Origin of the sequence: Methylomonas sp. 11b, from assembly GCF_000515215.1 — a bacterium.
Lineage (GTDB): Bacteria > Pseudomonadota > Gammaproteobacteria > Methylococcales > Methylomonadaceae > Methylomonas.
The window spans coordinates 1,310,493-1,327,171 of the sequence record NZ_KI911557.1 but is presented as its reverse complement, the minus strand read 5'-3'; the positions used below and the strand labels follow the sequence as shown (position 1 = coordinate 1,327,171).

Sequence of the window (16,679 nt, the reverse complement as noted above, 5' to 3'; positions counted from 1 at the left end):
TTGGATGAGTATGAATGGTGGCTAAATTATTATATTTCGATTTTTTTTGTACTGCTGTTCATTTATGTGTGCTTTTTCCGAAAATTCTTGTAATGCGAATTTTTTAATTAACATCGATATAAAAACTAAATGATAAATCAAATCCCAATAGGATAAGCCGAGGAAAGCGGTGCCAACCATATAACAAATGATCGACGTTCTGATCATTAGGCTATAGTGGCGCACCCATTCCATGCCTTCTACTCGTTTAGCTTGACTTGATAAACGGGTCAATCCAAAAACACTACCCAGTATCAGCGAAATCCATAACCCGAATGCTATAAAGCCATGTTCAGCAAGCATTTCTATGTAAGAACTGTGCCAATCCCGCATCGTGACATGTATCCAGCCATCGAATCCCGCTCCGGTAAACGGGTGGCTCAGCGCGTGATTCCAGCCATCTGTCCATGCCTCTATTCGTGACATGGCGGAAAGGTCTTCCTCGTAAGTTTCCATAGTGTGCATACGTCCGAACCATTCTTCAGGCAAGTAGGGGATGACAAAAAATGTACCGCCAATTACTAGAGGGATCATCAAGTATTTACGTTTGCTGTTTGAAATCAGCGTAAACGTTAGAGCGATCATGGTCAGTAATGCGCCTCGAGACCATGAAGATAACGAAGCGGCATAGATGATCGGAATGGATAGCAATATTCCTTTTTTAAGCCAGCTCTTCTGTACTTCTTTTTCCCATACTAATAGTAGTGGCACCGCAATCAACATTGCAACGGCAAATAAATTATTGTCCTCGAATTGCGTATTGGGAGGTCCATATACGCGGTGACCAAAGCCGGTTAAGATAGCAAATATACCACCTTTAACTGCAACAATGCCGATAGAGGCCCCTATGGTGGAAATAAGATAATAGAGTTTTTCCCTGGTATTGATGAGTACCCATGTGAAATAGAAGGGCACAAATACTTTAGAGACGAACAAAAATTTTTCCCAGGCAATATCCTGTAAAGGAGATTGGGTTGTGGTAAATATGAAATAGAACCAAAGTGTTATAAAAACTGAAATTCGCCAATCTTTAGGGATGGGCTGTTTATCTTTAGTGTTGAACGTGCTGACAACAACTACCAAAAATAACACATAGTATACCGGTAGCGAACGTACTGCTCCCCAGGCATAGGCGTGTGGATTCAAGTAGCTGAATATTGCTAACGATAGTACCCCCCACCATGGTTTTTTTATTGCGGCAACTATGCAGCATATCAGAAAAATAAGAACAACTATGTCGCGCACGGAGTTTAATTTAGTAGGTTTTAATGCACTTAACTAAGCTTTTAATGGTCGGCTTAATTTAATTATTTATTAATATTTTGTTTTTCCAGCGTGAAAAACAGCCACATATTTGCCCGAGAGAATAGCTGACATTCATTGCTTGGCGCAGGCTATGTTTTGCAGTGAATGCCAATGCAAGCCATTGCCAAGTTTGGCGGACAATTTGCGAGATCAAGAATGGCGGTATACCCAAGTAGGTGCGATGATAGACCGGAAAGTCATTAATTGCTCCTCGATAGCCGGCCAGAAAGTGAACATCTAAAAAGTAGCGTCGCCGGAGTCGCCATGGTTCGACGGCGTGAAGTATCGCCATGTCCGGGCGGTAACGTATTCGGCGCTTTTGCTGGAGTAGCACATTAAACATCATCACGTCTTCGCCTCCTCCTATGGTTTTACCTTTGCGGTCATATCTGCGATCAAAGCGCAATGCCGGATCGTTTCGGAATATCGCCATATCATATGCAATGTTGCCGGCCCAAACCGGTGTAGTGCTGTCTTCTATCCAGAAAGCTTGTTTACCGTGATCCAGCGCGCCTAGAAATCCCAATAATTCGTCCTCAAGCCATTCTGGACGCTTATGGTCTGTAAAGTCTATATCGATTCGTCCGCCAACGCATTCGGCGCCTTCGCTAAGGTATGCGTGTACAACTGTCTCCAAGAGTCCGCATAAAGGTAGTTCATCGTCGTCAATAAACACCAGAATGTCTGAATTGATTGCCTCTTGTATGGCTCTGTTGCGCGCTGCGACTATGCCTTGGTTGGGTTCATGCACCCAGCGGAGTGTCGGGCCTGGTAGTTGCTGAAGTTGTTTCAATACATCGCTTGTCGTGTCGCTACTATTATTATCGACAGCAAGAATTTCAAATGGAATAGGACAAGATTGCGCTCGCATCGCAAACACCAGATTCTCTAACCTTTCCGCACGGTTGTAGGTGCAAAAAGCGAATGTGAGCTTTTTAGAGGCTTTTTCCAGGCTCATTGTCGATATCTAAATGCAGAGAGTGGTAAAGAGTTGCCGGGCAAAGTCATGTTCAAGGTTCTGGGTTTTTGAGCTCGGCGTAAAAATTTTGAATTCTGGTGGTGACGAATTTCTGCGCCCTTAATCACTGTTGATTCATAGCTTCGCTAAAATCTGCAGTGATTGGCAATCAAATCGTATGAACCAGTTTATCCCAAACACGGTTCGCATAGTAGCGCGTCATTTTTTTCCACGATACATCGTTATCCGCAAAGTTTAATTTGCGGGCTAGTGTGCTGACACTGTCGCCGGAGAATATGGCAATACGTCTAACTAGGTAAGGGTTTGGTTCGCTATCGAACCAGCCGGGACGGGTGGTACAAGCCATGCTATAGCCTGTCCGTTCGGCCAAAGTGATCGAATCCGAGTTGAATCTGCCAAAGGGATAGGCCAGGCTGCTGACTTGGGTCGACAATAAATCTTCGAGGACAGCTTTGGCTTTTGAAAGTTCGAACTGTTGTTGGTCTGCGCTGAGTATCGATAGGTCTGGATGCGAGCAGGTGTGCGAAGCAACTTCCATTCCGGCTGCATGCATTTCAAGCAGTCGTTCCGTCGTTAGCATCCGTGTCTGAGTTGATGGTTTGCCTAGCCAATGGGCATGACCGCCGATGCAATCGGTAGCGATAAACCATGTGGCCTTCATCCCAAGTACCATCAGAGGCAAAAAAGCCCCCGGATAGTTGTCTTCGTAGCCATCATCAAAAGTAATGACCACACTTTTTTCAGGTAGCGATTTGGTACTTTGCAAGTCTTTGAACAAAACCGTTGTCCAACCTTCTTGCTTTAGATACCGCAAATGCTTCGCAAACAAGTCCGCGCTTATCGAGTAATGCGACTCGGGTTGAGCGTCGGGCGTACCGTGGTACATCAAAACAATAGGGCTGCGAGTTTGGGTCATGGCTTTTATCAAATGGAGTGCGTTTCGTTCTCTTAAGAAGTGTATTGCAAAAAACCAAGATTTTCAGGGAAAAGTTGTTGCAAGCTGTTTTTCCCCGATGCTGAACCAGATAACGCCGTGTACGAGAACTCACAAGATAACGGTGTTCATGGGAAAATAAGATCTTTAATAACCAAGCTGTTTACTAAGGATTTAAATAAGACTAAAATAGTCCTAAATGTAAAGGGAGCGCGATGTTAAGGTTGAGCAAGCTAACAGACTATGCCACGGTGATCTTGAGCTACATGGCAAGGGACAGGAGTTGTGTGCATGGGGCTTTAGAAATTGCTGAGGCCACCGGCATCTCGCAGCCAACGGTAAGTAAGATCTTAAAGATATTGCTCAAGGCAGGTGTGTTGGTGTCTATGCGCGGCGCAAAAGGCGGCTACGCCTTGGCTAAAGAGCCTAGCCGGATCAGCGTGGCCACCGTGATTTTTGCTCTGGAAGGGCCGATTGCCCTGACTGAATGTACCGTATCGCACAAGAGTTGCGATCAAGCCAGTGGTTGCCGGATTCAGGGCAATTGGCATTTGATCAACCAAAAGATCGCCAATGCCCTGGAATCGGTAACCTTGGCTGATTTGATTTTGCCGTTTAAGCCGCCGGAAGAAGTCTCCATTCCGGTTAACCAGTTGTTTCGCTAATTATTGAAAACGATTATGTCTACTAGCGCCCAAGAAATTGAACATCTCATCAGTCAGGAATACAAACAAGGCTTTGTGACCGAACTGGAAGTCGATACGTTTCCGCCAGGCCTGGACGAAGACGTGATTCGTCGGCTGTCCAAAGTCAAAAACGAGCCGGAATTCATGCTGGAATACCGGCTGAAAGCCTTCCGGCATTGGCAGACCATGCCCTCGCCAGACTGGGCGCAACTGAAAATCGATCCTATCGATTATCAGTCCATTAGTTACTACTCGGCGCCAAAGTCAAAGAAAGCCGGCCCGAAAAGCCTTGATGAAGTCGATCCGGAATTGCTGGATACTTATAAAAAGCTCGGCATCCCGCTCGACGAACAAGAGCGCTTGGCTGGTATCGCAGTCGACGCAGTGTTCGACAGTGTGTCGGTAGCCACCACTTTTAAAGGCAAATTGAAAGATGCCGGGGTGATTTTCTGCCCGATTTCCGAAGCCTTGCATGAACATCCGGACTTAGTGAAGCAATACCTCGGTAGCGTAGTGCCGACGGGCGATAACTTTTTCGCGGCATTGAATGCCGCTGTGTTTACCGACGGTTCTTTTGTATACATCCCCAAAGGTGTGCGCTGCCCGATGGAGTTGTCGACCTATTTTCGGATCAACGCCGCCAACACTGGCCAATTTGAAAGAACCCTGATCATCGCCGACGAAGGTTCGCATGTCTCCTACTTAGAAGGGTGCACCGCGCCAATGCGCGACGAAAACCAACTGCATGCGGCGGTGGTAGAACTGGTGGCGCTGGATAATGCCCAGATCAAATATTCCACCGTCCAAAACTGGTATCCGGGCGACAAGGACGGCAAGGGCGGCATCTATAACTTCGTGACTAAGCGCGCCGAGTGCCGCGGTCACAATTCCAAAGTGTCCTGGACCCAAGTCGAAACCGGCTCGGCGATCACCTGGAAATACCCAAGTTGCGTATTGCTAGGCGATGATTCGGTCGGCGAGTTTTATTCAGTGGCGTTGACCAACAACTTGCAACAAGCCGACACCGGCACCAAGATGATCCACATCGGCAAAAACACCCGCAGCACCATCGTGTCCAAGGGTATTTCCGCCGGTCGGGCGCAAAACACTTATCGTGGTTTGGTGAAAGTCGCTAAGTCTGCTGAAAACGCTCGTAACCATACCCAATGTGATTCGCTGTTGGTTGGTGATAAATGCGGCGCACACACGTTCCCTTATGTGGAAGTGAAACAGCCGACCGCGCAGATTGAGCACGAAGCCACCACCTCCAAGATCAGTGAAGATCAATTGTTCTTTTGCCAACAACGTGGTTTGTCTGCTGAAGATGCGGTGTCGATGATTGTGAATGGATTTTGTAAGGAAGTGTTTAAGGAGTTGCCGATGGAATTTGCGGTTGAGGCGCAGGCATTGTTGGGGATTAGTCTTGAGGGGGCGGTTGGGTAAATTGGATTTTGTGAGCTGTTGGTGGTGGCGAGTTGATTCCGTTCGTGGTGAGCTTGTCGAACCATGAATGGAATCAACTGGGGTAAGGTGTCGCTATCGCGACCGGTTTATTTAAAAGTCGGGTATCGGCCCGACAGCCGAGATACTTTCTTTTGCTTGGCCAAAAGAAAGTATCCAAAGAAAAGGCCACCCGGAATTCCGCCTTTATCCTGCGCGTCTCGCTTTTGGCGAGGGTTTTCGGAAGGGGCTTCCCAGCCCCTCCGAAAACGAGCGGCATCCCTGCCGCTCCCCTGCGGGCCAATCTCGCCAAAAGCTGCGATGCTCGGGGCGGAATAACGGGAGTAACCCCGACGCGGGATTGATAGTGGTTAGATTATCTTGTTTGTATTGGATGTGGGATGCTGCCGACGATAGGAGGCGCATCGTTCGCGACAGATGCGCTTCACTACGTTCAGCACATCCTACGCATTTTGATTTTTTAGCATGGATAGCTTTCGGCGGCGGATGGTTTTGGCCCCGTATGCCGCGCCGAGCACCGGAGCTTTTGAACGGAATAGCCCGTAGGGGTGCGGCAGGGATGCCGCACGTTGTCGAAGGGGCAGGAAGCCCCTTTCGGCAACCCCGTTCAGAAGCTTCGGAGCGCAGGAAACAAGCGGCGTCCGGGTGTCTTTTCTTTTGGATACTTTTCTTTGGACAAGCAAAGAAAAGTATCTCGGCTGTCGGGCCGAGACCCGACGTCAAAACAATCCGTCGCGATAGCGACACATAACAAAGATTTAAATGCTGGGTTATTCAACCTAGCTAGGCTAATGATGACGCTGGAGCGTCAAAAGCTGCGTTCCCACGCCGGAGCGTGGGAAAGATTAGGTTCGGAATTATTTAAAAAAACTTAGGTGACCATACGTATGCTCAGCATAAAAAATCTCCACGTAACCATCAACGACAAACCCATACTAAAAGGCCTAACCCTGGACATAAACCCAGGTGAAGTTCACGCCATCATGGGCCCTAACGGCGCCGGCAAGAGCACCTTGTCGCATGTGTTGTCTGGTAAAGCCGGTTACACGGTCACTGAAGGTAGTGTGACCTATAACGGTAAAGACCTCTTGGAATTGGCTCCGGAAATCCGCGCCCGTGAAGGGGTGTTTCTGGCCTTTCAATACCCGGTGGAAATTCCCGGTGTCAGCAATATCTATTTGTTGAAAGCGGCGCTGAATGCCATGCGCAAACATCAGGGTTTGCCGGAAGTGGATGCGATGGATTTTCTGACCATTGTGAAAAGTAAGGTCAAGCTGCTGCAGATGGACGAAAAATTCTTATACCGAGCGGTTAACGAAGGCTTTTCCGGCGGGGAGAAGAAACGTAACGAGATTTTGCAGGCGGCCATATTGGAGCCCAAGCTTTGCATCCTCGACGAAACCGATTCCGGTTTGGATATCGACGCGCTGCGTATCGTCTCCGAAGGCGTGAACTCCTTGCGTAACCCCGAGCGTTCATTCTTGATGATCACCCATTACCAACGTCTGCTGGACTACATCAAGCCCGACGTGGTGCATGTGTTGGCCGACGGCAAGATTGTTAAATCCGGTGGGCCGGAACTGGCGCTGGAGTTGGAAGAACGCGGTTATAGCTGGCTGGAAGGGCAAGCGGCATGAGCGGCGCAGCGTATTTAACGGAATATTCCCGCTTGGCGGCGAGCTTGCCGGGGCTGGATTTGCCTTGGCTGCAAGGCTTTAGAAAAGAGGCCTTGCAGGCTTTTGGCGTCAGCGGCTTTCCTGGCAATCGAGAGGAAGAGTGGCGTTACACCAATTTGTCGGCGCTGAATAAAACCCTGTTTGCTCCCAGCGCCAGCCAGACAGTCGATGAAGACTGGTTGAATCAGTACCGATTGGATGACACAGCGACTGTGGTAGTGGTCAACGGTCAGTTTTCCGAGTCCTTGTCGCGCCTGCAAGACTTGTCAGACAAAGTGTCTGTTTCCAGTCTTAAACAGGCTTTGCAAGACCGTCCGGCATGGTTGGAAAGCCGATTGGGTCAAGCCGTCACTAGCACTGAACATAATCTAGTGGCGTTCAATAATGCCTGGTTCGCCGACGGTGTGGTGATCGAAGTGGGGCCTAAGCAGCAATTGGAAAAGCCTCTGCAGATTCTGCACGTGGTTACCCAAGCCGATGCGCTGGCAGCAACACGGAATTTGTTTGTCCTGAATGAGCAAGCCGAAGCGGAAATTATCGAAACCTATGTCGGCAGCGTCGATAGCTATTTCACCGCCTCCGTCAGTGAATGCCTGTTGGGCAACAATGCCGGTTTGACGCTTTACAAAGTCCAGCTTGAAAGCGAAAAAGCCCAGCATTTTGGTGGCACTTACGTTAAGCAGGCCCGAGATAGCCGCTTTAATCATCATAATTTTGCTTTGGGTAGCGGTTTAGCGCGCAGCGATATTCATAGCGATTTGGATACCGCAGCGGAATGTTCTTTGAACGGTTTGTTCGTGGCCAATAAACGCCAACATATCGATAATCACACCCGCATCAACCATCTAAAGCCGCACGGTATTAGTCGCGAGTTTTACAAAGGCGTATTGGATAACAAGGCGCGCGGGGTGTTTCAAGGTCGGGTGGTCGTGGCGGAGGATGCCCAGCAGACCGATTCGGAAATGAATAATCGCAACCTACTGTTATCGGCGGACGCGGAAGTAGACACCAAGCCGCAGTTGGAGATTTATGCCGACGACGTAAAGTGTTCGCACGGAGTGACGGTAGGGCAGTTGGAAGAAAAATCGGTGTTTTATCTGCAATCACGAGGGCTGGATGAAGAGGCGGCCAGAAACATTCTGACCTTTGCGTTTGCCAATGAGATGGTGGATAAGGTTGAGAACGCCGAATTAAAAGCCTTGCTGTTGAAAGAGTTGTTGGAGCGGTTTCCGGCGATCAGTTTATAAGATCGAAGCGATAGAGACTTGAAGCGCCGGTAAAGCCACGAGATTGATGCTATCGGCTTTTGTCACTACGGATTTATCCAGATAGTCGCCGTCCTGCGGTTGTCGATAAACCTCTAGGCAGTGGTCGATCAGGTTAACGATCCAGTATTCCGGGATGTTGTGACCGGCGTAGAGGCGCAGTTTTTGGGTACGGTCGAAGCGCAGGGTGCTGTCGGAGACTTCGACCAACAGCAGCACGTCCGAGGCTGCGGGATGGCGAGTCGTGTAGTCGTCGGTATCAGGCTTTACCAAGACTAAATCAGGTTCGGGTTCGGATAGATCGCCAAGTTGGATGGGGTTTTGAGACCGAATCGAAACGGTGTCATCCAACAAACGGAAGAAGTAACGAGTTAACCGGGTAACATGTCCTGCATGATTAAATCCTATCGGCGCCATGTGTAAGATTTCTCCTTCGATGAGTTCCATACGGGTTTCCGGCGGGAAAATCCCGGCTTCCCCCATGCGGTGCCACTCGGCGATGTCGGTAAGGTGTTTTTGCGGAAAGACAGCGACCATAGTTTTATCCATTTATCGAATCGACTATCTCGATTCTAGTGTTTACTAAAGACGAAATCAATTAAACCAAACAGTTAGCGATGAGCATATTTCCAGTAAAACAAATCCGCGCCGATTTCCCTATCCTCGGCGAAACCATCCGTAACAAGCCTTTGGTTTATTTGGATAACGCCGCCAGTTGCCAGAAGCCGCAAGCGGTGATCGACAGTATCGTGTACACCTATAGCCACGAATACGCCAACATCCATCGTGGTGTGCACACTTTAAGCGTGCGGGCTACGGACAAGTTTGAAGGCGCGCGGGAAAAGGTTAGAGCGTTTATCAATGCTGCCAGCACCAAAGAGATTATCTTCGTGCGCGGTGCGACCGAGGCGATAAACCTGGTCGCGCAGAGTTACGGCAAATCGCAACTGCAAGCCGGCGATGAAATCGTGATTAGCGCGATGGAGCATCACGCCAATATCGTGCCTTGGCAAATGCTTTGCCAGCAGATGGGGGCGGTATTGAAGGTAGCGCCTATGAATCAGCAAGGCGAGTTGCTGTTCGACGAGTTTGAGCAATTGTTGAACGCCAAAACCAAATTGGTCGCTATCACTCAGATGTCCAACGCCTTGGGTACGATCAATCCGGTGGAAAAAATTATAGCTGCCGCCCACGCTAAAGGCATTCCGGTGTTGCTGGACGGCGCGCAAGCGATTCCGCATATGGCGGTGGATGTACAAGCCTTGGATTGCGACTTTTATGTGTTTTCCGGGCACAAACTTTATGGACCGTCCGGCACCGGTGTGCTGTATGGAAAGCAAGCTTTGCTGGAAGCTATGCCGCCTTATCAGGGTGGAGGTGACATGATTCGGCAGGTGACTTTTGAAAAAACCGAGTACGCCGGCCTGCCGCATAAATTCGAAGCGGGCACCCCGGCCATTGCCGAAATCATTGGCTTGGGCGCGGCGATTGATTACATCAATGCCATTGGCATGGATAAGGTCGCCGCTTACGAAGCAGAGTTGTTGGATTACGCTACTCAGCAAGCCGAGCAGATTAAAGGCCTGAACATCATAGGACAGGCGGCGCACAAGGGTGGCATCTTGTCGTTTACCCTGGATCGGATTCATCCGCACGACATCGGCACCATGCTGGACAGTTTGGGCATCGCAATTCGCGCCGGTCACCACTGCGCCATGCCGGTGATGGACTTTTACGGCGTACCCGCCACGGCGCGGGCTTCGTTTGCCATGTACAATACCCGTCAAGAAATCGATGTGTTGATGCAAGGCATCAAATCCTTAATAGAGGTGTTTGGCTAATGTTTGAAGATTTACGCGATCTATACCAAGAGGTCATATTCGACCACAACCGTAATCCCCGTAATTTTCGGGTGATGGAAAATGCCAATCGCCAAGTGGAAGGTTTCAATCCTTTGTGCGGCGATAGGCTGACGCTGTTTTTGAAAATTGACGATCACGTGATTAGCGACGCCAGTTTCCAAGGCTCCGGTTGCGCGATTTCCACGGCTTCCGTGTCATTAATGACTGAAATCGTCAAAGGTAAAACTGAAACCGAGGCCGACACTTTGTTCAAGCAGTTTCATGAAATGACGACGGGTAAAACTGAAGATATTAACCTAGAAGCCATCGGCAAACTGGCCGTGTTGGCTGGGGTGCGCGAATATCCGGCCCGGGTGAAATGCGCCACGCTGGCTTGGCATACCTTAGATGCTGCTTTGAAAAACGAAGCCCAGTCAATTTCCACCGAGTAATTTATCGCTCGTGGTGGTGTTCTCGGACAAGGGGGCGGTGGTCTATGCCGATGACTCGGTGTTATCCGCCAGTCAGGCGTTATCCGAGCGCTTGGCTTGGCCCTTGCTGGCTTTGTCAGAGCTACCTACCGAATTCCTGCAAGGGTGTTTTCTTTGTTATCGTGACGGCTGCCTAAAACTGCTGGATAAGCAAACCTTGAAAAAAGGCGGCTTGATAGTCGAAATCGATCCGCGTCCCGGCGAGCAACATTCCTATCCAGCCCCCAAAAAAGATTTGTTGGCGCAGGCCGTTGGCAAGAAAACCAAAACCATTATCGACGCCACAACGGGATGGGCACAGGACAGCTTGGCCTTGTTTCGCATGGGTTATGAAGTGCAGTGCATTGAGCGCTCGCCGATTATGGCCGAGTTGATCAAGGATGGTTTTCAGCGTCTGGCGCAAAAAGACTGGATGAAGAATCGTCAATTGCAAGCGCCCACGCTGATGGTCGGTAACGCCATCGAATTACTGGGCGGTTTATCGGAAGCACCGGATTGTATTTATCTGGACCCGATGTTTCCTACTAAGCGTAAACAAACCGCTGCGACGCGAAAATCGATGGCGATACTGCGGGATATTTTAGGTGATGACCTGGACAGGGCGGACTTATTCGCTGCCGCCTGGCAGGCGACCGCTAAGCGCGTGGTGGTGAAAAGTCCCGATTACGCGGAACCCTTAGGCGGCAAACCCAGCGAAAGCTATCAGGGCAAATTGCTCCGATACGACGTTTATCTGAAATGAATTGGCAGTAAAACTTAAACCCAAACGAGGCAAGCATGAGCGATTGGATTGATGTGGTAGCTGAATCGGCGCTGGCAAATGGCGAACATGTGTTGGTTGATGTCGACGGTACCGATGTGGCAATTTTTAAAATCGATGATCAATTTTACGCGATTGAAGACGTGTGCACCCATGATGGTGCTGAAATCGCTAGCGGCGAGCTGGATGGCGATGAAATTGTCTGTCCGCGTCACGGGGCGCGGTTTTGCGTTAAAACTGGCGCCGTCAAATGCGCGCCGGCTTATGAAGATGTTGCCACCTTTCCGGTACGGATCGTCGACGGCAGAATTCAAGTAGCCGACCCAAATTAACCTGCGTGACCAGCGAAAGATAAACGGCGAAAAATCCCAGTCGGCGTTAGAATCGCCGGTCATTTGCTTAAACCGTACTCACTTCCCCGCATAATCATGGAACACTTCATCTGGAATATTGACCCCATTCTTGTCGATTTCGGCTTTCTGAAAATTCGCTGGTACGGCTTGATGTTCGCATCCGGCTTTGTCGGCAGTTTTTTGACCATGCAATGGATTTATCAGCGCGAAGGCAAAAATATCGAAGAGCTTGATACGCTGCTTTGGTATATGGTGATCGCGACCATCGTCGGTGCGCGTCTAGGGCATACCCTGCTTTACGATCCCGCCTACTATTTATCGCACCCCTTAAAGATTCTGGCAGTCTGGGAAGGTGGATTAGCAAGTCACGGCGCCACACTGGGTATCATCCTGGCCTTGTATTTGTATCGGCGCAAATACGGCGACAGTTATTTTTGGTTGTTGGATAGAGTCAGTATTCCCACCGCCTTGGCCGGCGCACTAATCCGCATCGGTAATTTCTTTAATTCGGAGATTCTAGGTATTCCTACGGATTTGCCGTGGGGCGTGGTGTTTTCGCGGATCAATCCGTTGCCTAGGCATCCAGTGCAGCTTTATGAAGCGGTTTGTTACCTGATGATTTATCTGATTTCGCTGGCGATTTACAAAAAGCAGGCTGATAAGCCAGGGTTCGTGTTCGGTTGTTTCATCAGCATGCTGTTCACTGTGCGCTTTTTCCTGGAATACTTCAAAACCGAGCAAGCCATGTACGATACGGGTGTGATGTTTACTACCGGCCAATTGCTTAGCGTGCCGTTTGTGTTGGCGGGCATTGGCTGCATCGTTTGGTCGTTAAAAAACCGTCAGCCCAACCCAGTGGCGTAATCGTTTATAATCCACAGTTTTTTGAATGCGCCGGGCATAGGTCGGCGTCTCGTGCCCCGTGTGGGTATTGGCTTGGGTTTTGAGGTTCATGCAAGAAATTAATCCGATTAAATACAAGATAGCCGACCTCCGTGAACGGAGCGCCGGCCTGAAAGTCTATCTTGATTTTGAGAACAAAAGCGAGCGTCTGGTGGAAGTGCTGCGCGAGTTGGAAGATCCGGCTATCTGGAATAAACCGGAGCAAGCGCAAGCCATGGGTAAGGAGCGGGCCATGCTGGAAGGTATCGTCAACACCATCCTGGAATTGGAACAAGGTCTATCCGACGCCGAGGAGTTGCTTTTAATGGCGGTGGAAGAAGAAGACGAGGAGACCGTCGATACCGTGGCCGCCGATCTTGAAGAGTACGAAAAGAAAGTAGCGGCTTTGGAGTTTCAACGGATGTTCTCCGGCGAGATGGACGCCAACAATGCCTTCCTGGACGTTCAATCCGGCTCAGGCGGTACTGAAGCACAGGATTGGGCATCGATGATCGAACGCATGTATTTGCGTTGGGGCGAGGCGAAAGGTTTTAAAACCGAATTAATCGAAGAATCGCCGGGCGATGTGGCAGGCATCAAAAGCGCTACGATCAAATTTGAAGGCCCGTATGCCTTTGGTTGGTTGCGAACCGAAACCGGCGTGCATCGTTTGGTCAGAAAATCGCCGTTTGATTCCGGCAACCGCCGGCATACCTCATTTGCCTCGGTCTTCGTGTCGCCGGAAATTGACGATGACATCGAAGTGGACATCAACCCAGCCGATTTGCGCATCGACGTATACCGGGCCAGCGGCGCCGGCGGTCAGCACGTCAATAGAACGGAATCGGCGGTGCGGATTACGCATGGTCCCAGCGGCATAGTCACCCAATGCCAAAGCGACCGTTCGCAGCATAAGAACAAAGACACCGCCATGAAGCAGTTGAAAGCAAAGCTGTATGAGATGGAAATGCTGAAACGCAGCGAAGGTTTGCAAGCGATTGAAGACTCTAAATCCGACATCGGTTGGGGCAGCCAGATTCGTTCCTACGTGTTAGATCAATCCCGTATCAAAGATCTGCGTACTAACGTCGAAACCGGCAATACTCAGGCCGTTTTGGACGGGGCGCTGGATCAGTTTATCGAGGCTAGTTTGAAGAGTGGGCTGTAAATTACCCGCGTATGAGAAAGAGACTGTGAGGTCGACATGAAAAATTTTGATCGTATCACCTTCAACCCGGCTGTCATGGGTGGAAAACCTTGCTTGCGGGGGCTTCGAGTTACTGCCGGTACTATTGTCGGTCTGATAGCCAGCGGTTATACCTTTAAAGATGTCCTCGATCTATACCCGTATTTAGAAGCGGAAGATATAACCGAAGCTTTACGTTATGCTGCTTGGCGATCAGAAGAAGTTGAGTTGCCGCTTGTGGCGGCATGAAGGTTTTATTAGATATGAATCTTTCGCCAGCTTGGGTGCCACTGCTGGTGGAGGCTGGTTTCGACGCCGTGCACTGGATTGAAGTGGGAGCAGTTGATGCTTTAGACACGGAATTATTTGACTGGGCGCGTTCTCAGAATGCTATCGTTTTTACACACGATCTCGATTTTGGCACTTTACTGGCCTTGACCAATGCTGAATCCCCCAGCGTTTTTCAAATACGTACGCATGATGTTTCACCTAATGTTCTCGGATTGCGAGCAATTGGCCTATTGCGTCGCTTTGAAGGAGAGCTAAGCGACGGGGCGCTGATCGTTGCCGATGAACTGCGCGAGAGGGTACGTTTGTTGCCATTAGCGAGATAGTTAGTATCGTTAATTGATTTTCGGCAAGGCCCATCATCAACTTGAATTCCATAAACCCGATCCATATTTGATTTTATCGATTACCAAAATGTCAGAACTCGAACACGACGAACAAGAACAGATCAAACAACGCCGCGAAAAACTTAACGCCTTGCGTGAAGAAGGCATCGCATTCCCGACTGATTTCCGTCGGAATGTAGTAGCCGGTGAATTGCTAGCCGAATACGGCGACAAAACCGAAGAAGAACTGTTGGCCGAGCCGATTCGGGTGAAGATTGCCGGACGGATGATGACGCGGCGGATCATGGGCAAGGCCAGCTTCTGTCATTTGCAGGATATGTCCGGGCAAATTCAAGTTTACGTGGCCCGCGATAATCTGCCTGAAGGCGTATACAACGACCAGTTTAAAAAATGGGACATTGGCGATATCGTTGGTGCCGAGGGCACCTTGTTTAAAACCAAGGTCGGTGAGTTGAGCGTCAGACTGGACGATATTCGTTTGCTAACCAAAGCCTTGCGGCCCTTGCCGGAAAAATTCCACGGCATCGCCGATCAAGAAATCAAATATCGCCAGCGCTATTTGGACTTGATCATGAGCGACGAGACGCGCAAGACCTTTTTGATGCGCTCCAAGATTGTTAATTACATTCGCGAGTTTCTGATTGCGCGTGACTTCCTGGAAGTGGAAACACCGATGATGCAAGTCATCCCCGGTGGCGCGACCGCTCGTCCGTTTACTACCTTCCATAACGCGCTAGATATGGAGCTTTATCTTCGTATCGCGCCAGAGCTATATCTAAAGCGGCTGGTGGTGGGCGGTTTCGAGCGAGTGTTCGAGATCAACCGCAATTTCCGCAATGAAGGTTTGTCCACCCGGCATAACCCCGAATTCACGATGATGGAGTTCTACCAAGCCTACGCCGAATACGGTGATTTGATGGATTTGACCGAAGCGATGTTAAAAGGCATAGCCGAAGATGTGGTGGGTAGCTCGGTGATCGAGTATCAAGGCGATCAGTACGATTTTGGTAAGCCGTTTGTGCGAATGACAGTATTAGAGTCTATCCTGCATTTCAATCCGGAATTAACGCTGGCGGATTTGACAACGCGTGAATCCGCCGTAAAAGTTGCCGAGAGTCTGAAAATTCCGGTCAAGGCTAGCTACGGTCTGGGCAAAGTACAGATCGAAATTTTCGAGAAAACCGTCGAGAGTCGTCTGATGAATCCGACTTTCATTACCGCTTACCCGGTCGAAGTCTCGCCATTGGCACGCCGTAATGACAACGATCCGCATGTGACTGATCGCTTTGAGTTTTTCGTCGGCGGCCGTGAAATAGCCAACGGCTTTACCGAGTTGAACGACGCCGAGGATCAAGCCGAACGCTTTCAGAAACAAGTTGAAGAAAAAGAAGCCGGTGACAACGAGGCCATGCATTTCGATGCCGACTACATAACCGCGCTGGAACACGGTATGCCGCCAACAGCGGGCGAGGGCATCGGTATCGACCGTTTGGTAATGCTGTTCACCAACTCACCGAGCATTCGCGACGTACTGCTGTTTCCGCATATGCGTCCCAAAAACTGATCGCGCATTCAGACGTCTATTCCGTATTATCGCTATTGGATCTAAGAGAAAATTATGAGCGTTGAAGCCAAAGAATTTAAAAATGCCCTTAAATTATGGGCGAGCGGTGTGACGGTGGTTACGACTCAGGGGCGTGACAATCAGCCTAGAGGCATGACCGCGACCGCGTTTAGCAGCGTGTCCCTGGATCCGCCGCAAATTCTGGTCTGTCTGAATCAAGCGACTGATACCGGCGCTGCCTTGCTGGAAAGCCGCCGCTTTGCAGTGAACATTCTGAATAGTGCACAAGAAGACGTTTCCAATCAATTTGCCGGCAGTACCACCCAAGAACAGCGCTTTGCCAGTATCGCCTGGCAAGCGGGTGACAACGGTGCGCCGATTTTGAGCGAAGCCCTGGCGGTACTGGAGTGCCGGGTAGTGCAGCAAGTTCAGGCCGGTAGCCACTGGGTGATTATTGGTGAAGTCGATAGTGTGGTTTGCCGGGAAGGGGATCCATTACTGTATTACCATTCTGCGTATCGCACGGTTGCTATACAAGGCTAAAGATTTACTGTCGTTGGCTACGTCTATACGCTCCGACAATTGTTGTATTTGCTACAAATGCCGCATAAATTGTAGGTGA

The 16,679-nt window shown here is 49.7% G+C and carries 18 protein-coding genes; 14 read left to right on the top strand and 4 right to left on the bottom strand.

What is annotated here, in order from left to right; translation table 11 throughout:
* Nucleotides 1-21 precede the first annotated feature (21 nt).
* The 3 genes from METH11B_RS0106140 to METH11B_RS0106130 all read right to left on the bottom strand — a co-directional run bounded on the left by METH11B_RS0106140 (nt 22) and on the right by METH11B_RS0106130 (nt 3,101).
* Nucleotides 22-1,284 carry a putative O-glycosylation ligase, exosortase A system-associated gene (locus METH11B_RS0106140; RefSeq protein WP_051426993.1) on the bottom strand — a complete coding sequence of 421 codons (1,263 nt, stop codon included), beginning with the start codon at nt 1,282-1,284 and terminating at the stop codon, nt 22-24.
* Between the two features lie 58 nt (nt 1,285-1,342).
* Nucleotides 1,343-2,302: a glycosyltransferase gene (locus tag METH11B_RS0106135; protein ID WP_026601272.1), complete on the bottom strand. Its 960-nt coding sequence runs from the start codon at nt 2,300-2,302 to the stop codon at nt 1,343-1,345.
* Between the two features lie 169 nt (nt 2,303-2,471).
* Nucleotides 2,472-3,101: a polysaccharide deacetylase family protein gene (locus METH11B_RS0106130; RefSeq protein ID WP_231499590.1), complete on the bottom strand. Its 630-nt coding sequence runs from the start codon at nt 3,099-3,101 to the stop codon at nt 2,472-2,474.
* Nucleotides 3,102-3,472: 371 nt separating this feature from the next.
* Here METH11B_RS0106130 and METH11B_RS0106125 point away from each other — a divergent pair, with 371 nt between their 5' ends.
* From METH11B_RS0106125 to sufD, 4 genes are all read left to right on the top strand, one after another.
* Nucleotides 3,473-3,922 carry an SUF system Fe-S cluster assembly regulator gene (locus METH11B_RS0106125; RefSeq protein WP_036275651.1) on the top strand — a complete coding sequence of 150 codons (450 nt, stop codon included), beginning with the start codon at nt 3,473-3,475 and terminating at the stop codon, nt 3,920-3,922.
* A gap of 15 nt (nt 3,923-3,937) precedes the next feature.
* Nucleotides 3,938-5,386, top strand: a complete 1,449-nt coding sequence (sufB, locus tag METH11B_RS0106120; RefSeq protein ID WP_026601269.1) for a Fe-S cluster assembly protein SufB — start codon at nt 3,938-3,940, stop codon at nt 5,384-5,386.
* A gap of 905 nt (nt 5,387-6,291) precedes the next feature.
* Nucleotides 6,292-7,041, top strand: a complete 750-nt coding sequence (gene sufC / locus METH11B_RS0106110; RefSeq protein WP_026601267.1) for a Fe-S cluster assembly ATPase SufC — start codon at nt 6,292-6,294, stop codon at nt 7,039-7,041.
* Nucleotides 7,038-8,327, top strand: coding sequence for a Fe-S cluster assembly protein SufD (sufD, locus tag METH11B_RS0106105; RefSeq protein WP_026601266.1), 1,290 nt, complete (start codon nt 7,038-7,040; stop codon nt 8,325-8,327). The genes sufC and sufD overlap by 4 nt, the downstream gene beginning before the upstream one ends.
* Here the strand turns inward: sufD and METH11B_RS0106100 are convergent.
* On the bottom strand, nt 8,322-8,894 hold the full coding sequence (locus tag METH11B_RS0106100) for a Uma2 family endonuclease (RefSeq protein WP_331280402.1): 573 nt from the start codon (nt 8,892-8,894) through the stop codon (nt 8,322-8,324). The two genes, sufD and METH11B_RS0106100, sit on opposite strands and share 6 nt — an antisense overlap.
* Nucleotides 8,895-8,962: 68 nt before the next feature.
* Here METH11B_RS0106100 and METH11B_RS0106095 point away from each other — a divergent pair, with 68 nt between their 5' ends.
* From METH11B_RS0106095 to METH11B_RS0106050, 10 genes are all read left to right on the top strand, one after another.
* Entirely contained in the window at nt 8,963-10,186 is a 1,224-nt protein-coding gene (locus tag METH11B_RS0106095) for a cysteine desulfurase (RefSeq protein WP_026601264.1), read from the top strand.
* The gene (gene sufU, locus METH11B_RS0106090) at nt 10,186-10,638 is read left to right on the top strand and encodes a Fe-S cluster assembly sulfur transfer protein SufU (RefSeq protein WP_020482400.1); all 453 of its coding nucleotides are present in this window, start codon (nt 10,186-10,188) and stop codon (nt 10,636-10,638) included. The genes METH11B_RS0106095 and sufU overlap by 1 nt, the downstream gene beginning before the upstream one ends.
* Nucleotides 10,639-10,648: 10 nt before the next feature.
* Nucleotides 10,649-11,419 (top strand): class I SAM-dependent methyltransferase, encoded by a 771-nt coding sequence (locus METH11B_RS0106085; RefSeq protein WP_026601263.1) that lies wholly within the window; start codon nt 10,649-10,651, stop codon nt 11,417-11,419.
* A gap of 35 nt (nt 11,420-11,454) precedes the next feature.
* The gene (locus METH11B_RS0106080; protein WP_026601262.1) at nt 11,455-11,769 is read left to right on the top strand and encodes a non-heme iron oxygenase ferredoxin subunit; all 315 of its coding nucleotides are present in this window, start codon (nt 11,455-11,457) and stop codon (nt 11,767-11,769) included.
* Nucleotides 11,770-11,865: 96 nt separating this feature from the next.
* Complete coding sequence (lgt, locus tag METH11B_RS0106075; protein ID WP_026601261.1) at nt 11,866-12,654, top strand: prolipoprotein diacylglyceryl transferase; 789 nt, start codon at nt 11,866-11,868, stop codon at nt 12,652-12,654.
* An 88-nt stretch (nt 12,655-12,742) separates the two neighbouring features.
* Entirely contained in the window at nt 12,743-13,840 is a 1,098-nt protein-coding gene (gene prfB, locus METH11B_RS0106070) for a peptide chain release factor 2 (protein WP_026601260.1), read from the top strand.
* Between the two features lie 36 nt (nt 13,841-13,876).
* Nucleotides 13,877-14,107, top strand: a complete 231-nt coding sequence (locus tag METH11B_RS0106065; protein WP_020482395.1) for a DUF433 domain-containing protein — start codon at nt 13,877-13,879, stop codon at nt 14,105-14,107.
* Nucleotides 14,104-14,472: a DUF5615 family PIN-like protein gene (locus METH11B_RS0106060; RefSeq protein ID WP_026601259.1), complete on the top strand. Its 369-nt coding sequence runs from the start codon at nt 14,104-14,106 to the stop codon at nt 14,470-14,472. The genes METH11B_RS0106065 and METH11B_RS0106060 overlap by 4 nt, the downstream gene beginning before the upstream one ends.
* Nucleotides 14,473-14,560: 88 nt before the next feature.
* Nucleotides 14,561-16,057, top strand: a complete 1,497-nt coding sequence (lysS, locus tag METH11B_RS0106055) for a lysine--tRNA ligase (RefSeq protein ID WP_036276967.1) — start codon at nt 14,561-14,563, stop codon at nt 16,055-16,057.
* A gap of 54 nt (nt 16,058-16,111) precedes the next feature.
* On the top strand, nt 16,112-16,600 hold the full coding sequence (locus tag METH11B_RS0106050) for a flavin reductase family protein (protein WP_026601257.1): 489 nt from the start codon (nt 16,112-16,114) through the stop codon (nt 16,598-16,600).
* The last annotated feature ends 79 nt before the right edge of the window (nt 16,601-16,679 follow it).

What these genes read in the sequence shown, in the direction of transcription:
- METH11B_RS0106135 (WP_026601272.1), bottom strand. Translation starts at nt 2,302, where the DNA reads ATGAGCCTGGAAAAAGCCTCTAAAAAGCTCACATTCGCTTTTTGCACC.
- METH11B_RS0106125 (WP_036275651.1), top strand. Translation starts at nt 3,473, where the DNA reads ATGTTAAGGTTGAGCAAGCTAACAGACTATGCCACGGTGATCTTGAGC.
- sufB (WP_026601269.1), top strand. Translation starts at nt 3,938, where the DNA reads ATGTCTACTAGCGCCCAAGAAATTGAACATCTCATCAGTCAGGAATAC.
- sufC (WP_026601267.1), top strand. Translation starts at nt 6,292, where the DNA reads ATGCTCAGCATAAAAAATCTCCACGTAACCATCAACGACAAACCCATA.
- sufD (WP_026601266.1), top strand. Translation starts at nt 7,038, where the DNA reads ATGAGCGGCGCAGCGTATTTAACGGAATATTCCCGCTTGGCGGCGAGC.
- METH11B_RS0106100 (WP_331280402.1), bottom strand. Translation starts at nt 8,894, where the DNA reads ATGGATAAAACTATGGTCGCTGTCTTTCCGCAAAAACACCTTACCGAC.
- METH11B_RS0106095 (WP_026601264.1), top strand. Translation starts at nt 8,963, where the DNA reads ATGAGCATATTTCCAGTAAAACAAATCCGCGCCGATTTCCCTATCCTC.
- sufU (WP_020482400.1), top strand. Translation starts at nt 10,186, where the DNA reads ATGTTTGAAGATTTACGCGATCTATACCAAGAGGTCATATTCGACCAC.
- METH11B_RS0106080 (WP_026601262.1), top strand. Translation starts at nt 11,455, where the DNA reads ATGAGCGATTGGATTGATGTGGTAGCTGAATCGGCGCTGGCAAATGGC.
- lgt (WP_026601261.1), top strand. Translation starts at nt 11,866, where the DNA reads ATGGAACACTTCATCTGGAATATTGACCCCATTCTTGTCGATTTCGGC.
- prfB (WP_026601260.1), top strand. Translation starts at nt 12,743, where the DNA reads ATGCAAGAAATTAATCCGATTAAATACAAGATAGCCGACCTCCGTGAA.
- METH11B_RS0106065 (WP_020482395.1), top strand. Translation starts at nt 13,877, where the DNA reads ATGAAAAATTTTGATCGTATCACCTTCAACCCGGCTGTCATGGGTGGA.
- METH11B_RS0106060 (WP_026601259.1), top strand. Translation starts at nt 14,104, where the DNA reads ATGAAGGTTTTATTAGATATGAATCTTTCGCCAGCTTGGGTGCCACTG.
- lysS (WP_036276967.1), top strand. Translation starts at nt 14,561, where the DNA reads ATGTCAGAACTCGAACACGACGAACAAGAACAGATCAAACAACGCCGC.
- METH11B_RS0106050 (WP_026601257.1), top strand. Translation starts at nt 16,112, where the DNA reads ATGAGCGTTGAAGCCAAAGAATTTAAAAATGCCCTTAAATTATGGGCG.